Source organism: Shinella zoogloeoides, assembly GCF_033705735.1.
In the GTDB taxonomy this organism is placed as follows: Bacteria; Pseudomonadota; Alphaproteobacteria; order Rhizobiales; family Rhizobiaceae; genus Shinella; species Shinella zoogloeoides_A.
Window position 1 is genome coordinate 108,859 of the sequence record NZ_CP131132.1, and the last position, 18,625, is coordinate 127,483.

The window sequence follows — 18,625 nt, forward strand, 5'->3', positions numbered from 1 at the left end:
GGGAGCGTCCTTCAGGCCATGGATGCCTTGATAGACAACTATGGCGGTGGTCCCGCCTATCAAAAATGGACCAATGCTCTTCAGATGCAGTCAGAGCGTGGCCTGATGATCGAACTTAACCGCTTGCGGGCACTTTCGATGCGCCTCCGCACCTACCATTCAGGTCAGAGGCTCGCAAGGCCGCGGTCGTTGCAGGAATGCTCGCAGCTAGAGGCACAGGGATCGAATTGACAGGAAATAAGCCAGCCGAACGCGCAGATCACAACGATAGCCACGAGATAGCGACAGTAGACGTTGATGTGGCTGTCCCGGATAACGGCGGCTATTTCGATGATCAGGATTTCGAGGTCGGCGATGGCGACATCGAAATTACCTATGAGGTGATGATCCCTCGCGCCCCTCGGCTGCACGGGACATCTACGTTTCAGAGCTGGCAACGGCGGCGAAGCACGAAGAGGCTGACGCAAATCTGATGTGCGCTCAATCCAGACAGGATGAAGGCGGCGATCAATGAGGCGTTAGGTCGGATCAGCCGAATGCCGAAGATGCTCTATGCCGCCAAGCGAATTCAGGAAGCCGTGGAGAGGCTGGCTGACGAGCGACTTGCATCGAGCGGATCAATGCGGAGAGCGACTATGACGGTTGATGCGTATTCGAGTGTGGAAGATGACGACGATGCTCCGAGCGCTGCAATGATCGAGAAGCAGGCGAAGATCAGGTCGGGTTCTCGGATGAGGATGAGATCGGGAATTCGAGCGATCGGAGCGCGAAACGTCGTTCGAGCAGCCTTCTGTTGCCGCCACGCCGAAGCAAGAGGCTTCGCCGCAGGTGAAAAAGGCTGTCCAGTTGAGTCCCTCACTGAACATCACCCTCAAGAATGCTGCATATGCAGCGGAAAAAGAGGCGTTCATCGATGGTGAGCCGGGCGGCATGCCAATCGGCGAGTATTGCGCGAATTGGCTGTGACGCTATTCCTCCCGGCCGCAGCGTCCTTTGGTTCAAAGGTGATGGGCCGGATTCGGGACTCTGGCTTTTCGTTATAGCCCCGAAACCGAAGGGGCAGTGCAGCCAGGTTATCGGGTCACTCTGGCCTTCGGCAAAAGGCCGGTGAGATTCAGATGGAGGCGTGTGCCTTGTTGCAGGCACAGGACAAGAACGGCGAGAAGCTGAAGTTCGATAAATGTTGCCTCGTCAAGCACGATGGAACGAAGTTTGCCCCGGCAGGCGTCATAAACGAGCAGGGAATTGGTCGGGCGCGTTAGCGACATAGGATTTGGGATCAACCCGTTCAGCTTCGATGAAAGGTGAGGAGAGATGGACCAGAACGCGAAAAAGTGGTTCGATTTCGGCCCCGGCATCTCGCTTTCCTTGAGGCAGAGCGGGGGCCGCTATCTTCTCCGATTGGAGCTAGCGCATAAGCCTAGCCCTGCGGCTGTTGAGAAGGCATACGAGATGGGCGATGATCAGAGCGGTAACGATGGCCGCTTAACCGATCTATGAGCATATGAACGATGTGCGCTCGCTAAATGATGTCGTGACCCGGCTGGGCATTCTTTGACAAGGGGCGCATTATGGGGGCACTGAGCGTTACAGCACGGGCGCCAACGAACGCGCGCTCGATCCTCCCGCGAGGTCTGATGCGGTGCTGAACGCTTTTGCGGCCGACGCGCCGGTTCCCCTCTTGCAGCATATAAACCGTTCAATCCAGCATGCATATGCGGTGATGGGTGCAAGAGCCGCTGCCAAGCAACTGCCATTTGAGGGGGACGCGTTCGGGGTTTATGACCGCTTAGTAGCCAGGTTGGTCCTTTACGCGCGGCCGAGACATGGGGAACGGTTCTGCTAGCTGTCTCTACCGGTCGGCATGGATGGCAAGAGAAGCTCGATAGCCTGATGGAATGGGATGCGGGTGGGCGCGAGGCGCAGATCGCGGCCGACACGTCAATCAAGGCAATGGTGGAAGCCATTGCGCGCGAGGTTTCGGTTATCAATGCCACCGGTCTTGCGGAGGTTGATCTTGCCTCATCGCTGCGCGGGCGGCTCGTGGAGCTGCGGGCGAACGGATTGGTTATCGTGCCTATGATGGAGCGGGAATTCCAGCCGAAGGGTGCGCCCGATCTCGGCCCGACCTTTACCGTCCAACAGGGATTGTCGCTCGATCTTGCCACTGACGCCAAGGCACGTACTCAAGCGCTGTCGGCAGCGGCGGGAAACCTTTGGAATGCCGAGAGATCGCCTTTTCGGCGATGAAACCGTGAAGTTTTCTTTGCCCCTGATATGGGCCGGGCCGGTGGCTTGGACCGTGGATCGGCAACGCTTTATCGAGCCAACGAAGATATTCAACTTCACGCAATTCACATTGTGCCGACGCGGCCCGGTGCCTGATTCACGAGATCGGTCACCAGATACACAATGTTGGCGATAAAGACTTTATCTTGGAAAAGGTTCGCTCCCATAAATTCGCGCAATCCACCGGAAAGTTGTCTCGGCGCTGGAAGAAAGGGCCTTATCTCTCCGCAGTATGCGGCGTACCTGACCGAACCAGCAGAGATATTTGCGCGGGCATTTGAGGCCCACGTGGCGGCTACGCAATCAATGGAACAGATGGGGGATCGCTTTCAAGCGTCGGTTCCCCAAGTTTGACGCCTACTGGCGACAGCTTGCTACCTTCATGTCGAATATGAGGGCCGTGGTGCAGGCAAGTAGGTCTGACCTTGATAGCAAGACACGAGCGCGCCCGGCTGAGCCTAGAAATGCGGCCACACCACGTATGAGTATTTTAACGTCTTAGGGGGACACAATGGCTGAGCGGCCGGATATTACCAGGCTTTTCACTCCCGAAGATTATAGTGCGGGCCTCGTATTCCTTCGGCGAATTCTTGGCTGCACGTTCGATTACCTATGGGTGCCGGGTGGTCAAGCGGCTCCGTCTGGCGGTAGCTGCGATAACACCAACGATATTCTGGCGCAGCTCGTCACAACATTGAATTGGGCGATGCTGGCTGTCATCGCTGTCGTTGCCACCTACCTCATATTCGCGGCCCTTAAAGATACGGCAAATGATGGCGAGGCCGGTGGTCGTTCAATGAACCCAAGCTGGACGCTTGTTTTAGCCGGTTTGGGCGCGATCCTCTGCTTCCCGGCCTTCAGGATACAGCGCGTTGCAAATAGGCACGATGCAGGTGGCCGTATGGTCGTCTGGCCTCGGGGACTCGATGTGGCGCATCGCTGGCGATAAAATGGCAAGTGCCAATGCCGTCAACAAGACGTTCACGAACCTGAATGAGAGCGGCTGGTGGAGTGACGGGGGGATGGCACCAGATCTGATCTGCGGACTGCTGGCAAGCTTGCAGGCGCGGGTGGGCGGCGAGCTTTGCAAACGTTCGCTGAATAAAAGTCTTGCCAGTATGGCAACGACGAACAGCCAGATTACTCCTGTTTCGGGGGCAGAGGTACGAGACACCCAGAAGTTGCGCAACGGAGCATCTCAAAGCTCCTGCTTCGCTGAATGACAGCATTGGGCTTTGCGGCGGCGTTACGGCTACCTATTCCATTGAAAAATCGGTGCCGAACGCTCAGGCGAACGCGAACGCTGATCCTTCAACATCCAGAACCAGATCGCCAGCACAATCAGCAAATATGCTGCCCGAACAGGTAAGGCCGGTGCCGATGCAATCCTCTCGTCGCTCGATACCGAAGCGCAGAGGTTGACTGACATACTGTACCCTGCAGATGGCATGCGGAAGCGGCCCGGCAGAAGTGGACGCTACCCAGACTGGTCTATCTCGACGGTTGTGGCGGCGGCTAAGCAAGCCATCAACACTCAGTTTCAGCAATCTGAACCGGAGCTGCGCCAGACAATGCGCAGGCAATGTCTGCTTCTAATCGAAACGGCTGGTTCTATGCGGTCCTCTACCAGCGTATTCTCGTGAATGCGACCTCTGCCCGCGACGGCATCCGCAAGGGGATATCCGTTTCTGCTACTCCTGCCTCGCGCGATCTGGCGGCAGCTTGGGGCTGCGTGGTCTCCAGCTCGTGGGCCTTCTGGAAATCAACGTGTTCAAATGGCATGAACTGGAAGTCTTCTTCAAGCAGTATTCGTCGGACATGGCCAACCTCGATCAGATGTCGGGCACATTCTTGAACAACGCAAACCGAGATAGCGGATTGGGGACGAACTCGTCTGATATCGCGGCTATTCGCGGTGCGGGTATGGGTTGGGGCCGTCTGACCGATTGGGTGCTCGGCATGATGGGCCAGAACAATGAAGGCAACTCTGAACGGAGAAGGTTGGGCCGATCCTATCCCCGCAACTGCAAACGACGGGCGATGCGATGCTCGGTGCCGGCGGCGCTCTCTCTCGCTGCTGCCAAAGCTGGTGAAATTGCGTCAGGATCGGCGGTGGGGATGGTGAACCCACTGGCGTATATCGGAGGAAGCTGCGAAATGGTGGGTCCCTCGGCTGGCTATTGGTCGCCATCGGCTTTCTGCTGGCTGTGGTCGTGCCGTACATGCCGCTGATCTACTTCTTTCTCGCCGCACTCTCGTGTTGATCTTGGCGGTACAGACGATCATCACGCGCCGTTCTGGCTGATGCAAATGTTCTACCCAAACCGGCAAGGTGGTTTGCAGGGGACGAGCATCGCGCGGCGTTGATGGTGCTGCTGGCATTGCTGGTGCGCCCGGCTCTCATCATCATCGGACTTATCTTCTGCATGATGCTCATGCGCGTGGGGCTGGATTTCCTCAAACTCACACGAAACGCATATGCGGCCATGGCTTATGCTGGACCGGTCAGCGCCGGGGGCAGTTGGGCAATATCGCGTTGGCAATCGGCGGGTTCATGATCTACGCCTCGGCGGCGGTAGCGCTGGTTTCCATCTGCTGCGGCCTGATCGACGGCGTTAAGGGGATGCCGTGATGGATGGCGTCGAGGCAGGTATGAGCCGGTTCCTCGGATCAAGCGCAGCGCGGCGAGGATGCTTGGAAATCCTGCTGCTGCGGCAGCATCGCAGGTGCCATCGGCGGGCGTGGAGTCGTTGGCCGGAACTGGCAGTCAGATTGCCCGGATGCGGAACCAGCCTGGCAACCCGCCCCGTCGCCTTGGTGGGGAAGTAGTTGAATGGCGAGAAGCACGAGAGCGTCCGGGCGTCGACATGCAGACGTTGTTCGCGCGCTCCCGGCGCGAAAGGAGGAAAAGCCTCACCGAATGGGTGAAGGATTGCCACAGCTCCGCTATTCTCAAGCCTATTTTTTGGCGGCTGTCGCTATGCAACTTCGCCGGTTCTTGGGCACCATTCTGGCCGGAGACTCCGGGCGGTGGCGCGACGATTCGGCTCTGTCACAGGGGCCTATGCCGCTAGTGATGGGGATGCCCGCGCACCGGGTTCCGATGGACCTCGGCAAAAAGGAGACGAGTCTACAGGCGACGTTGGCGCGGCGTCGATTTACCACCGGGTAAGGCCGGGGGTGGCCTCGGGAGGTGTGGTCTGCCGCGAGGCAATCCAGACCCACAGAGTGTTCTTGGCGGCACCGGTAACTGGAGGTCAGAGGATATTTGGACTTGTGTTATGCCACTACCTGAACAGCGGTGCGGTCCATGGTTGACGGTAGGCATCGGCCGATACTGAAAATCACCCGCAGCTCGGTAGGGATGAGGGACTCTCAGCGCAGCGGTGGCCCGGCCATTCAGCGGGTGTTGGCCCCTTTCAGCCCCTTTTCGATGGGGTCATCTGACCCGGCACACGCTGATGGAACATTCATTCCGCCAGCAGAGGATCGAACGGCGCAGCGAAGCTGGCGGCTCAGCTCGGAAAAAACTTCCCCGGCCTCTATCGACCGCTGGGGCGGGGATATGTTGACTTGCAATCGCAGGGCCGCCAGCCGGGCGCCTCGTGACAGCGCGCACGACGCTCAGCCTGCCCGGCGGATGGCGTTGAGCATGAATTTTCTTCTTGAAGCAGGCTTGCCGGAGCTGGAGCAGGTTCTTGATCTGCCGGGCTTCTTCCAGGTCCCGAAGAACGCCGCCTCCGCCGTCGACGCCAACGATGCGAAGACCTGCGATGGCGCTGCAGTCTGGCGAAAACGAGGTCAGCCGATCTGCCGGGCTATATCACAAAGAGCTGCCTCCCACCTCAACGATACGACGAAAACGAGGTCGAGCCCCGAGAAATGATAGAAAGCTATCGGAAGGGGTACGGGGCGGCGCGCGACCGAACGCTGGAACACTACAGTGACGATGAGCCTGTCGGAACCCGCTGCGATGCTGACCTATTCCTTCGGGCATGTGTTTAACGCGCAGGTCGGTGAAATCAACATGAGCGACGTTTTTCCTGAACCGTCGCATAGTGTTTGTAATGATCCCTCGCTCGAAAAAGCTCCACCAAGCACAGCGGCTCTTGGAAAGATCACGGTTGCGGCTGAAACAGGTTCTCGGCAACCTGCTCCATAAGCCGCTTGAGGGCGACCGCCGCAGTATTGTGGACGCATCACCTAGCAAATCGAACATGCCCTATCCGCTCATTTTCGATGAGTACGGATATTATGTTGTCGAGGGATTTTCTGTCGCCGCTGCGCAAGCCCGCTCTTTTGGGGTTTCATGCGTTCGGTATGCAGACGCCCCGACTCTCTCGAAAAGCCTCCCCCCCGCAGGAAGCCCAAGAGACGCTTCAGAATACCACGTTGAGCGCATATTGGCCGTTTCGTCGGGGCGAAGCAACACATTTAAGCTGATCCGGGGGTGGGGATCCAAAGTGATGACCCTGTTTCGAGAGGGATGAAGGTTGATCAGCGCGCTGCCTTCAAGACCACCCGTTTGAGTGATGAGGTCAGTTACGAAGAAGAGGACGCAACATGCCGACATCGCAGGGCAGCAAGACGGCCACCCATTTGATCAGGCACGCAGACGGGAAGGCGTCGGATTCGACGTGGTGAGGACCTTGATCCGCTATACCGCTTCATACCGGTGGGCGAGAACGGTTGACGGTGCCGGTAGTCCTCGTGATCCCGAATGATAGAGCAGCCTGCAAGCTGCGATCGCCAAGAAGACGCCGGAGGAGCCACGCGGAGCTTCGCCGCATCAACAAAGAGCGGTCATTACGCAGGTCAACGAGGCGATATCCGACCATAAGGATCGCGGTTCGCGATACCTTACCGACGTTGCGTGATCCGCGACGAAGCGGTTTGCAGGGAGCAGCCGCCGATACGCCTTACGAGGTTGCACCGAAACCCTGAAAATATGCTGGACAATTCCGGGCAAAAAGGCCGCAACCGCCCAGACAGCAGCAGCGGGCGCTGGGTAAACCGCGAGATCGGTTCAGCGGATGCGCTACGCTACGCGGATAGCATTTGTTATTGTCGGCACGGATAGCGAGCTTGCGGCAAGCTCTGCGCCTTGATTGACCAGCCTGCGCGTGGCAAGGCGCAGCTCTTCGCAACAATTTGCCTGAGCGGCGACTTTGAATACAGGGGCGCTTGGGCGCCAAGCGTATGAGACTTTAACTCGCGAGCGACCTAAAACTTGATATGATTGTCCTGAAAACGGAAATTAATGTCGAATTTTGCAGGAGGTCGCCGCCTCTTCGGAAAAACCAAGCCCCAGATGCGCTGCGGATGTTCGCGACCTCTATAACGTTCTTTTAACGGCCTGACGCTTTCTGGGTAGAGCGAAACGCAACGGCAGAAGGCATGCTGACGAAACCTCCTGATCCAAGGCGAATGCGGCGCCGCCCCGGTCGATCTGCTGGAGGAGTTCCGTGCTCTTCACGACGCAGCTTCGGAGAGCCGCCTGACTGGCGACGACTCTCGGAACGCCGCCGTGTCAACTCCGTAACCTGCGAGAGACCGAAGGGCAATTCGCCATATAAAAATGGTGCTTTTATTTGGGGTGAATCATTGACAGGAGAGGACATGCAACGAAACGAATAGCTATTTTGAAGAGCCTGCGGATCGCTTGCTGGCCGCGGAGGAGGCGGAAACCGAAGGAGCTGTGATGCCGCATGGCTAGGAGGTCGCGGCCAGTGTGGTACGCGAGCGGCATGTTATCCGCTCAGGCCGTGAAGACGTTCAATCGACAATACTGGTCTCAGGAGGTCCTTATCTTGCCGATGCGTCAGGCGCGAAGGATTACCGGGCCTGAGTTCGCGGACGATCGGCGGCGTCGTCAGCCAGTAGAGGGCGGCGCGAGGCCTCGCGAAGCGAGACACGGCATTGCCTGAAATGTTTGATGCAGGTTCGATTCTAAATCGTCGTCGTTTAGCGTGGCGAGAGCTGTTCTATGAAACCGAAGTCTATCGTGGGTTCCATGTCATGGCTGAGACCACGTCAGCGAAGGGGAACGCAGAAGATTGTTCAGGGAATTTGGGCTACGGCATCCTTCGGCGGCCTGCTGGGGGGTCTCGTTTTACCGGCAGTTTGCGCCGCAGACCGTCCATGATGGCTACCGCGCCTTCAGCCGGGCCAATATCCGCAGCAACGTGCGCCAGGACCCGCAGCCTGCAGCAGCCGGCTTTATCCGTGCCGTCAGTTCGCCATAACCTCAGTATCAGCGCAACAACTCGCTGCAGCAGCCCACAGCCTCCGCAGGTCCACCGCGCGCCGGTACAGCAGCACCGGTGCAGCAGTCGCTGGGTACGCAGCAGGCTCAGCCGAACGCCGCATCGGCGCACCTCGGTAGCGGGTCGATCCTGGGTATGAAATTGCCGACCTGATCAGCAAACCAATTGCCGACCGGCCTTGGCCTCACTGGCGAGAGCTCGACGCCGCCTCGCCGGTCAGCAGGCGAAGCGAGAAGAACACCATTGTCGTTCTCGACTCTTCGGTGCCGTTGCTTGCTGCTGCGCTGTTCGTCAGGCCTCGATCCATGCCGGTGAGCGCTCGATCACCACAGCTTGATGCGCCGCCGGGCATTCGGGGTGTCCCGGAAACAACAGGACAAGGTCGGGTTGCGCTTCACAATCTGGATGCGCCAGCGCATCGCGGTCTCGACATGTCGCCGGATAACCCGACAGCACGGTCAACCAGACTTCGAGGTTTGCTGACGCTGCGGTAATCTGCCTGATCAGGCCTCAGCTTTCGTAGTGCCGAGCAAAGTCGTTCTCGCTCCATGATGCCGGTTGTCGCCAATGGGGCTTCGATAAGAAGAAGAAATTCAAGGGTGCCAAAGTCCGCAGCCATACTCCGATAATCGCGCCTTCTATCGCGCGTGAACGTTGCGCAAAGCGTCAGCCAGACGGCGCGCCCGTGGGGACGCCGCTACGGCGAAAGAGGCCATTTTGTACACCGACCGGTAGATGCAATGCGATCTGCGGAACATGCGCCACGCTGCTGTCGTTGTTCTGATCGCATTAACGATGCGCAGGCGGTTCGTAAATCTCGGCAACTGCCTCTAAGCACGACTGACGTCATGTGCGCCCATGGCCTTACGAGCCGACGGCGGCAGACGCATCGCCGCCTGCGGGTAACGCGATCCGCACGACCATACGATTGGACTCTTGGCGCGACTATAGCACGTCGCTTTATATGACGCTTGAAGGCCGCGTCACGCCCCGGTCAGCGAGGGGCATCACCGGCATCGTCGTCATCGCAATGCCACGGCCCACGCGGTCCCGCAGCATCGAGCAAGGCCAACCCCGACAGCCGGACGGTACGTTCGCCCATGAAGCGGGAAATCGTCGTCCCAATGACGCGCCAACCTACTGGAACTCGCAGGAGCCGTCGGTCGGAAACCGCTTTATGCGTAACGATCGCCAAAATATCCCCTCACCCAAAGTAATATTGACGCAGCTCGTCGAAGAAGGGGGCGTCCATGCCGAGAATTGCCTGCGATTACCTTGGCAATCCCGGGCCTTGGTGTCGCCAGAGCTTCGCGATGACGGCCGACACCTATCTGATGAAACCTTGCCCTGGCGTGAGCGCAACGCTGCGATCAGTCAAGCGAGGTTTATTGATTTCAAGATGCCGCAGACGCACCACGCTTCTGGCTGTGCTCCTATGTTCAGGAAGTACCGGCCCTCTTGTCGCCTTTAGAGAGAACTTCGCCGGCTTGCTGACCCGGGCGTTCCGAAGAGCATAGGGGACGCCAGCGGCGATGGAGTCCCTATCGTCTGCCAAATGGACACGAGGCGGTCGGACATATTGCTGACGATGCCAGGTTCTCCGAGGCCAACCCGAACGGGACCGGGATACCAGCATCAGCGCCACACAGAATTTCAACAAGAACGAGTCCCTGATGGAGCAGGGCGAAGAGGCCCTCTCCGTACGAGGTAGGGCGGCCGTCACAAACGTAGACACGTGCCGGTTGGCATAGCGATACCCGGCCAGCAGCGCCAGGCACGCAGACCCAGGCCCGGCCTTCCAGGCCCGCGAACTCACGCGGAGGGGCGATGTACCCAGCGGGTGATGCGGCGGAACGGACCAGCAGACCTCAAGCTCGACGAGGTCGAGGACGCCATCGCCCAGTGAGTGCCGCTGTCCGGCCGATCTACTCGACCGACTGGCGCACCGTCCGGGTTGGGGAACGCCGCAAAGACACCGTCGCAGCGGATGGCCTGGTCTTTCGTCACCTTCGTTGACAGCGATGGCCATCCAGGCCGGTGGCGAACGGGTCGTATACAGCAGATGCCAGCGCAGGGATGGGCAGATGCGGAAACGGGCTATGCCAGGCGAGCGAAGCCGGTGAGCGGCCACGACCGTCCTGCACTTCCCCGCTATTTCGAGCGCTTCGGCAATCATCAACGCGGCGCTTGAGCGCGGCCATATCGTAGCGTTGACGGGGTCCGGCTTCCGGCCGCAGGGCGTCAGAAGGTGAGTATCGACATGCCTTGACCGCCGACGAGGGGCGGTCTCCGCTCGCTGAAAGAGGCCGGTTTCTCTGAAGGGGCGGAATGCGCCGAGCGGCAGGAATGTCGCCAGAAGGCCGGTGCCGCAGAGCGACTTGGCAGCATATCATCGGTAGGATACCGGCCGGGGCAAGGTCAGTAGCCTTGGAGGGTGCGCCTGATCTACGTGGCTATACCACGCCTAACGGTGATCTGGTCGTCGTCGGTCATGTTGGGAAATGCTCACTCCGCAGTTCGCGCAAAAGGTCCCCCACACCGGATGGGAGACGGCCTATAGGTTCAATGGGCTACCTTATCGCGTGCTTTTCTCCGACAGATCGGGCGTGGAGCGCCCCGCAGCAGTTCGATACTAAGAGGGTTGACCATGAATAAGCTCGTTATTGGCGCAGCAAGGGGCATTGGTCGTTGCTATCATGCTTTCGGGGCAAACGGCACCTGACCGTGGCGCTGGCACAGCCAGCAATCTTCCGAATGGCCAAAATGTGCCGCGAAACGATCAAATGACGCCGGTTGATACAAACGAGGCCAACAGGCTACCGTCACAATGAGGACGCGCGCGCTGCTCGTTCGCGCCCTACTGCGACAATGTAGCCCGCCGATAAAGGGCGAAGAACCTGTTGTTCCGCCAGAGAAGGCCGAGCCGGAAGAGCGTCATCGAGACCACGGAAAGAACCGCCCATGCAGGTCTGCGCAGCAACAGTCAGCAGCCATTCAGGCATGCGCTTGCTCGCAGGCACGGAATGGGAATGCCCCAGGGCAACGCAAAAACACAGCACCGGAAGAGAAACAGGGCAGGGCCAGTGTTGCCGCGTGACGCTGGCCCGCACTGGCGATGCTGCGCGTTGATCGGGCCATTAATCGACGATCCGGGCGCCTGATTGTCGTGCCGCTCGATGACGCGATCTACGACCTGGCCAGCACGTAGGCCGCCGACGGGCATGCGTCTGCCAGATCAGCATCTCTGGTCAGGCGGCGATCCTCAATCAGATCGTCACCAACACACTGCGACGGCACCGCCGTGTCGGAAAAAGGCCCGCACCGGAATTGCAGCAGACGTAGATAAATACGCCGCAGCGATACAGCGGGCTGTTTCTGTCTCTATCCCGCAGCGCGCCGGCAATAGCAGCTTGTCCAGGACAACAGGACTGCTGGGCGATGGTGTCGTATCTGGCCGCATGTGGACCGCACCTGCCGCTTGGCCAGAACCTTTCACAAGCCGCGTCTGCGCCGCCCTTACGATACCGGCATTTGGCGTCGCCTTCTCTGGCGCCAGTGGCCGCAGCGCGGCGGCTGCGGGAGGGCCGAACCCAAATGTAGAACCCAGAGACCACAAAGGTCGCCTGCATGAGCTTCTGGCACGCCGGTTCGATCCCCGTGACTTTCCACTTGGTCATTTGCCTGAGCACTGGCTGATGGTTCAGAGCGAAATGACGGTTTCACCGGCCACGGTGAGCAAATCGCGGCGTCAGCGATTTCTGTCTGGTGCCTGCTTCGGGGATTTCGTCGTCACCCACGCGCTTTCCAGCATTGCGGGGATAATTTCGGCTATCGGTGACCCCGGTGCGTTTTGGCGGCCTGCCCACGGCGCCAGAGCCAGAAAACCGAAGAGGGTCGAACGACCTGCCGAATTAGCATCGGCAAGGTCGCATGCCTGTTGTCTCCGGCCCACAGGATGAAGCGGCGCCATCGACGGCCGCTGCCGCCGCGAAGGCGGAGGTGAGATCCAGCGCAAAACATGGCGATATCCACGGAATGTATTTGCTCCTGACGATGGATTTGCAGTACCCCGCGCGTAATGAGCTTTGCCAGAATGCGCTCGCGGGTCAACGGCACCTGAAGAAATCGATTTTATCGTCTGTCGACAACGAAAGTCCTGAACCGCCTTACGACGCTGAGACAGGCTCGTACATTGCCAATGCGCCGATGGGGGAAGACTGATGGCGGGAGGAAAGCGTCGCGCCGACATCGAGCTGGGAAGGATGCGGCCTGGCAGCGGCTGACGGCACTCACGACGACGGTAACGGATGGGCGTCGAGCAGGCCGTCAGAAGGGTGGTTTTTCGCCGCATGGTTGAACGGAAGGCCGCGATGGAAGACGCGCGGCAGAGCCGCGTTCGGTGTCTGACCATCGGCCACAGCATCGAGCAGCACCGAGGCGCGGCAGGCGAGGCCCGACCAATCTACCGTCGAGAGACGCCATCCAGAACCCGTTCCGGGCAGTTGGGAAAACTCGATCTGCATCGGCCATGCTAATGGCTACGCAGCAGACCTTGCGTCAGCAAAAGTCTTCGAATCTCGCGGGAACGCCGGGGTATTCACGCCGCTTCGTCCAGTCGAAGGGCCTGTCCAGCTTCTATCAGATGTAGTCCGGACGCGATAGCCCAATTGAGCGCTCTGAGCGCCATGCAGAGTATTGCAGCAGACGCATACCGCACTGGCGCTGATCGAGACGCAAGGCTTCGCTTTGCATCACCAGTATAAATCTTCGAAATCTGCGACTGGCGTTAAAGGTGCAGACAAACGCGCCAGTAAGGCATATCCGGCCGCGCACAGGCTCCCGGCCGATCTATTGATTCAGCTCTGGATGGCCTTCTCGCCGACTGACGGATCATCTGACCGTCGATCTTGATCGCATATGGGTCGATGCGCATTTTTGCTCCCACAGACCGCATTCGCCGTCCAGAACGTCGCCGATCAGTGGTGGAAGACGGCGGCATGAGCAGCCTGTCAACGCTGGGAATGCCGCCTGAGCGGCAAGCCGACGGTAGAGGAGGCTGGAAGATTAATGCGTTGTTATGCTCATGCGCGAGCGTCGAAAATAACGAACGCAATTTCGCCATGCACCTTCGCACGGCCAGCCTGACAGCCAGAGCCTACGGTCAGCGTTTGCTGCCGAAAGAGGGATGGAGCCGCACGCCGCTTCAGTCGAGCGGAAGAAGCTTGCCGTCCTCCGATGAACTGGCGGCGAATGGTCACCGACAATGAAATTCGGTCGACTCACCTGCGCACTTCGTTCGTTGAAGCTCGCCGCGTCAGCAGAATACGGCCCTTCAGATGGATGATCACGTCCAGCTTGAATAAGGCGTCGAGCAGTTGTCGCCGCAGCTCGATCTGTCTCGACATCGAATCGCAAGGTCGCAGATGCCGGCGTTTGGCATACCGCATACAGCCGTAACCTTATACCGGCCAAGTTACCGCCTGAACGTTCCAACGGTGCGGGACCGCGCGCGAGGGCATCTGGCGGCTGTTAGATCGCGCCTCGCCCGCCTCCAAAGAGGCCCTGCAGGCGGCAAACCAGATTGAAGACGCACAGGAGAAACTACAGCGCCACCGCACAGGTCGACAGACAGCAGAATTCGGTGCCCGCCGTGGCCAGAAATAACGCCATCGATGCACCACGGCGACGAACAGAGCCGTCCAAGACAACTTCTGCCCGAGTTGCAGGGCAGTGAGGCTATGACAGCACTGATAGCGGGTCGGCAGGCGACCATTTCCTAATCGCCCGATGAACTTGAACATCGAGCCGAAGGCCCCGCCCAGCACGTCTCCAACACAGATCTTTGAGAATTTACCGATGACGCCGATTTAGGCGGCTTCGTATCGCTTTTGCTCTAGGACGCACATGAGCATTGTTCAACCGGGAATGCCGACCAGCCTTGCGATTTGAGCGGCCACCCGCGTCCGCTTCATTTCAGACATGATGGCCTCGACATCAGCCTGATCGAGATCAGTGGGATCTGTCGATCATTATGCCGGAAGTCGAATGGCGGAGTCGTATGGTCGACATTTTTTCGTCGAGCTGGCGCAGTGCGGGTTTCCAGCGCCCGGCCATAACATGTCGACTACATGAACGCTCCAGCACGCCGAGAAGGTGCCGGATGAGCATCTGGATCAGGCGCCCGACGAGGATGCCGCTGAAACAGCTGGGGGTGAGTACATCCGTAACGCGCGATGTTATCCTGAAAAGGGCGGTCAATGAGCGCCACGGGTTTGCCGCCGCAGCGTGAAATGATGATGCGTGCACAACGATTCGTAGCTGCTGGCGAGCGAAATGGCAGTGTGGCGTCATGTCGAGGATCATGCGACCGAAGCGAGGATCGCGACTGACATAGCGGCAATCAGGCAGGGCATGAGACCAGATGACTGCCGTTCACGGTCCCGGCGACATCCGCCGATCGCGGCTGCGCAGCCGCCGGTGTTCTTCGTCAGCTCCGCCGCTCGTATGCGTAACTGGGGGCCGCGCATTCCGCCTAGTCAGGTTCATCGCTCCCGGCCGCTCAACATACTTCGTTCAAAGCCTGCGGTCGGAAAAATGCCGGTCACCTGCATCTGGAACCCCAATCACGCGGATCGGCGTCATTGGGCTGCGGCCGCCGCGCGCCTTGCCATCTTCACCCACGACAAAACTCATCTTCAGCTCGGGAACGCAGGCGCGCGGTTCGACGAGAGCTGCTCGTGAAGCTCGCGACACGGATCGAGGCCGCAGCCCACGTGCGTGCCCTGCGGGATACCCTGGGGAGACTGTTCGGCCTCGACGTCCCGCAACCGCGGGTCAGCACGCCGGCGAGCCACATCGAGCAGGATGGCGCTCTGCGCCGGCTCGACTTGCAGCAACATGCCTTCGCACTGGCCAGCGCCGGCCGGGCCGGGGATACCTTTCACGGGCTTGCCCCTTCTGGCCACAGCTTCGCCCTGAGCAGCCAGCATGGCTCACGCTGGCGCGCCGGTGCGTTGCGTTCGGGTAGCCTTCAACCGGATGAACCTGATTCGATGGCCTGCAGGTCGCGCAGGACCGCGCCATGATGATCGCAGACGCGGGTGCGTCAACGAGCGGCGCCGCTAAGCCGAGCGTTTCCGCCTGAGCGGCAGAACGAGGCTCCTGTTCGGCCGAAAACGTCGAGCGGGCATCTCCTCGACGGCGACCTGAAGAACTCCTTGATCAGCGATCCCGATGAAATGGCGATCTACCGAGCGCTGATGACGACGCGCATTATTCTCGCGCCTACGAGGTGAAGAGCGACCCCGCGACGAACCATGTCCTGGCAGGCGAACTGGCCCTGCATATGCCGTTAATGTCGCTGGCAGGCCGCCTTGAGCGACGTTGATTTCGCGGAGCCCATGGCGTGCATTTCAACGCTACGCAGCCTGGCTCGCGGATTGCGACCACAGAAAAAAGCCGCAAACGCCAGACTTCGCGACGGAGCCGAGCGCCACCCGGGAGTGTCGCCCGCCAGCCATACACGATGGAAACCGGCGCTGCTCGAGGTCATGGCCGTCGATCTTCAAGCTTGACGGTCGGCTGTCAACGACGAGTTGAGCCGGAAAAACCCTGATGTTCTCATGATGACACGCAAACACCATCCATGACCTCCACAGACGAAAAATATTCGACGTTTCCCCATGAGGATTACTGGTCGTCAGAGACCTGAAGCGCCTGATGATGGACGAACAATTACGTAACCGGCATCGACACCATTAACATGCACCGGCGACAAATGCGCCAGGTCGTAAGCGGGAATCCCTGAAGTTTGCTTCGTCAGTCAATCATGAGGGTTCACGTCGCAGGCCACAATCATGATTTGAACTGATCCGCAGGTCATCGAGCTTGGCGGCAGAAGGCCGATGGCGCCGACGACATATGCGTAACGGTCCTGATTGACCTCGCTCGAAGGCGAATGCGCTGGTGATGTGGCGCTGCAGTTCCATCTTTACAGCGCCAAGATTCGTCGTTCTCGAGCGTGATGCTTTCGGCCCACGAAAGGATCGAGCCGTTCGTGATGAATTACCTTTGCAGGGAACCGTACTTCCGCGATGGAATGAGATCGCACGCCTGAAAGCGGAACAATCGGTCACTCGCGTGGCTGCGCTGGCGGATGAAAAACATGCAGTACGACGCAGCTGCACAGCAGCGCGAAGAATGTCAGCCAGATTACTGGCCCAGGATACGCCGTGAATGCCAGTGGGTTACCGAAATCGATTGCTCGCCCTGGAAACAGGACGAAAAAGAGACGGGAATGAGCGGAGCTGCCATACCGTGAATAAAGATGGCGCACGGCTACTGCGAGCGTATCCAATTTCAGTGCTGATCTACCGCAAGGCATCTGTGCGCCGCTCGATCTCCAGAAACAGGCGCACCGGCCGCAGTCCGAACCTGACGATGCCCACCGGGCCTGAACAATGCTCGGCTCGACCTGTACGCCGGCGCAGTGCGCTCATCATGTTTCGCGCTCTTCCGTTTCATTAAAGCGGTGGGATGTCACAGAGCCGTCACAGTGCTCGGCGATGCGGCAGCGTGCGCCGCTGGCGTGATCGGCATTGTCGGCATTCGTCGGTTGGGCTGGAGGCGGACCCTCCAGCGAGGCGTCACGACAACGAAAGTGTCCGATTTTTAACGTATCCGAACTCAGGTAATTTGACCGCGGCCGTCGCCGTTTCTCTTCGGCCTGGCATTGCAGAGTGGCGGTTTTCCCTATCTTCGTCAGGCCGCAGCCCGGACGCCCAAACCGCCGCCAGATGCCGGCGGGCTTTGCGCTCTGTCCGGGGTTACGACGACTTGTCGGCCACCGCCTGCGGCTTGCAGACCGGCACGCGTTCGTTCCGACATCGCGCCGAACTCGCCAGCAAGCGCCGAACAGAAGACCAGGCGACCGTGGTCGATGTTCTCGGGTGATGGACGAGCACGCCTTGGCCTCCAGTTCGGTGATGATCTCGATGAGGCGCTCATCGACCGGTCGAGGCGGTCGAGCTCCAGACTGCGAGCGCAACGCCGCCGGCGGCGTAGCGGGACCGCCTCGTTTTATCTTTCTCCTGCTTTGCGCAAAGCGTCAGGCGGTGTCTCTGCTCGCCGGTGGAGACCCCGCATGTAGCCGATAGAGTCATGAGAGCTCCGCCGAATCTGACATGATTGCCGCCCCATGACCAAGGCCTGGCGGACAAGAACCGCGGATGCCGCGAAACGCCTGTTTGTCGGACATCGCATTTTCCTCGCTTCGCTGCACTCTCCGCGGCGAAACGGGATATCAGTGAATGGCTGAGCGAGCATGGTAGTAACAGCGACGATCACCCAGGGATCGCCGTAGCTACGCCGGATCGACCGATCTCGACCTGATCATGCGACAGAAGCCAGCGAACAGCTGCCTGCGTTCTGGCCACGCTGTTTATACCCTGGCCGATCGTCTGCGGACGTCCTGCGCCGGCGTCTTACGACTTCGGCGTGGCGAGATCGGCGTCGATCACCACGAGATCACGCTGAGCGCCCACAGACGCGGCGCGAAGACCTGGCCCTGCTTTCACAGAACGCAGATGCGTCCGCCTGTTCGATGCGCGGGCACCACAGGCTGGCTGATGCCAGGCCGATTGCATTGAAGCGGATTATGGTCGTGCGGAAAGAACTGGTGACGCAGGAGAATTCTTGCTGAAGGCGGGCCAGCTCGAAGCCATCATTCATGCGGCATCAGGCGCGGCATTCGCCGTTCTCATCGGGCCTGGCCGACCAGAGCGTCGCGCCGGACAGGGCTTCTCGATCCGCGCGAGGGGACAGCGTGACCATTCTTCCGGGTCGAACGCCGGCATTAATGCCAGTCGTCAACCCTGTCGAGCGCATTCGCTCTTCTCCGTCTCTGCTCATTGATGGACCGAATTCCGCCAGCGTCTTTGACGAATTCTGCGGCACGCGAATGCAGCGTAGTATCTGCGCGACTTAACATCGAACGCCGACATGCTGTCCTGCACAGCTCCACCTCTCGCCATCTCACCGATTGCGCGATCGACATACCATGCTTGACGGGC

The 18,625-nt window shown here is 59.5% G+C and carries 15 protein-coding genes; 10 read left to right on the forward strand and 5 right to left on the reverse strand.

The annotated features are described in order from the left end of the window. Positions 1-164: 164 nt before the first annotated feature. Positions 165-410, reverse strand: a complete 246-nt coding sequence (locus tag ShzoTeo12_RS27035; RefSeq protein ID WP_318914461.1) for a hypothetical protein — start codon at positions 408-410, stop codon at positions 165-167. 418 nt (positions 411-828) lie between these two features. On the opposite strand from ShzoTeo12_RS27035, the gene ShzoTeo12_RS27040 reads away from it, so the two are divergent. Further along, positions 829-966: a hypothetical protein gene (locus tag ShzoTeo12_RS27040; RefSeq protein WP_318914462.1), complete on the forward strand. Its 138-nt coding sequence runs from the start codon at positions 829-831 to the stop codon at positions 964-966. A gap of 107 nt (positions 967-1,073) precedes the next feature. On the opposite strand, the gene ShzoTeo12_RS27045 is transcribed toward ShzoTeo12_RS27040, so the two are convergent. Then, positions 1,074-1,358 carry a hypothetical protein gene (locus ShzoTeo12_RS27045; RefSeq protein WP_318914463.1) on the reverse strand — a complete coding sequence of 95 codons (285 nt, stop codon included), beginning with the start codon at positions 1,356-1,358 and terminating at the stop codon, positions 1,074-1,076. 535 nt (positions 1,359-1,893) lie between these two features. On the opposite strand from ShzoTeo12_RS27045, the gene ShzoTeo12_RS27050 reads away from it, so the two are divergent. From ShzoTeo12_RS27050 to ShzoTeo12_RS27080, 7 genes are all read left to right on the forward strand, one after another. Next, positions 1,894-2,250, forward strand: a complete 357-nt coding sequence (locus ShzoTeo12_RS27050; protein ID WP_318914464.1) for a hypothetical protein — start codon at positions 1,894-1,896, stop codon at positions 2,248-2,250. A gap of 550 nt (positions 2,251-2,800) precedes the next feature. Continuing rightward, positions 2,801-3,238 (forward strand): hypothetical protein, encoded by a 438-nt coding sequence (locus ShzoTeo12_RS27055; protein WP_318914388.1) that lies wholly within the window; start codon positions 2,801-2,803, stop codon positions 3,236-3,238. Continuing rightward, positions 3,216-3,512, forward strand: coding sequence for a hypothetical protein (locus ShzoTeo12_RS27060; protein ID WP_318914389.1), 297 nt, complete (start codon positions 3,216-3,218; stop codon positions 3,510-3,512). Before ShzoTeo12_RS27055 ends, ShzoTeo12_RS27060 begins: the two co-directional genes overlap by 23 nt. Positions 3,513-4,056: 544 nt before the next feature. Continuing rightward, the gene (locus ShzoTeo12_RS27065) at positions 4,057-4,521 is read left to right on the forward strand and encodes a hypothetical protein (protein ID WP_318914390.1); all 465 of its coding nucleotides are present in this window, start codon (positions 4,057-4,059) and stop codon (positions 4,519-4,521) included. A 134-nt stretch (positions 4,522-4,655) separates the two neighbouring features. Next, on the forward strand, positions 4,656-4,847 hold the full coding sequence (locus ShzoTeo12_RS27070) for a hypothetical protein (protein ID WP_318914391.1): 192 nt from the start codon (positions 4,656-4,658) through the stop codon (positions 4,845-4,847). A gap of 1,094 nt (positions 4,848-5,941) precedes the next feature. After that, positions 5,942-6,175: a hypothetical protein gene (locus ShzoTeo12_RS27075; protein WP_318914392.1), complete on the forward strand. Its 234-nt coding sequence runs from the start codon at positions 5,942-5,944 to the stop codon at positions 6,173-6,175. 57 nt (positions 6,176-6,232) lie between these two features. Next, a complete protein-coding gene (locus tag ShzoTeo12_RS27080; RefSeq protein WP_318914393.1) occupies positions 6,233-6,451 on the forward strand; it encodes a hypothetical protein in 219 nt (72 codons plus the stop codon). Positions 6,452-8,846: 2,395 nt separating this feature from the next. Here the strand turns inward: ShzoTeo12_RS27080 and ShzoTeo12_RS27085 are convergent. Continuing rightward, the gene (locus ShzoTeo12_RS27085; protein ID WP_318914394.1) at positions 8,847-9,017 is read right to left on the reverse strand and encodes a hypothetical protein; all 171 of its coding nucleotides are present in this window, start codon (positions 9,015-9,017) and stop codon (positions 8,847-8,849) included. Positions 9,018-12,485: 3,468 nt separating this feature from the next. Here ShzoTeo12_RS27085 and ShzoTeo12_RS27090 point away from each other — a divergent pair. Then, positions 12,486-12,776, forward strand: a complete 291-nt coding sequence (locus tag ShzoTeo12_RS27090) for a hypothetical protein (protein WP_318914395.1) — start codon at positions 12,486-12,488, stop codon at positions 12,774-12,776. A 68-nt stretch (positions 12,777-12,844) separates the two neighbouring features. Here ShzoTeo12_RS27090 and ShzoTeo12_RS27095 read toward each other — a convergent pair whose 3' ends face one another. After that, positions 12,845-13,078 carry a hypothetical protein gene (locus ShzoTeo12_RS27095; RefSeq protein WP_318914396.1) on the reverse strand — a complete coding sequence of 78 codons (234 nt, stop codon included), beginning with the start codon at positions 13,076-13,078 and terminating at the stop codon, positions 12,845-12,847. A gap of 1,486 nt (positions 13,079-14,564) precedes the next feature. Beyond that, positions 14,565-14,918: a hypothetical protein gene (locus tag ShzoTeo12_RS27100; RefSeq protein WP_318914397.1), complete on the reverse strand. Its 354-nt coding sequence runs from the start codon at positions 14,916-14,918 to the stop codon at positions 14,565-14,567. Between the two features lie 374 nt (positions 14,919-15,292). Between ShzoTeo12_RS27100 and ShzoTeo12_RS27105 the strand changes: the two genes are divergently transcribed. After that, complete coding sequence (locus tag ShzoTeo12_RS27105) at positions 15,293-15,640, forward strand: hypothetical protein (protein WP_318914398.1); 348 nt, start codon at positions 15,293-15,295, stop codon at positions 15,638-15,640. The last annotated feature ends 2,985 nt before the right edge of the window (positions 15,641-18,625 follow it).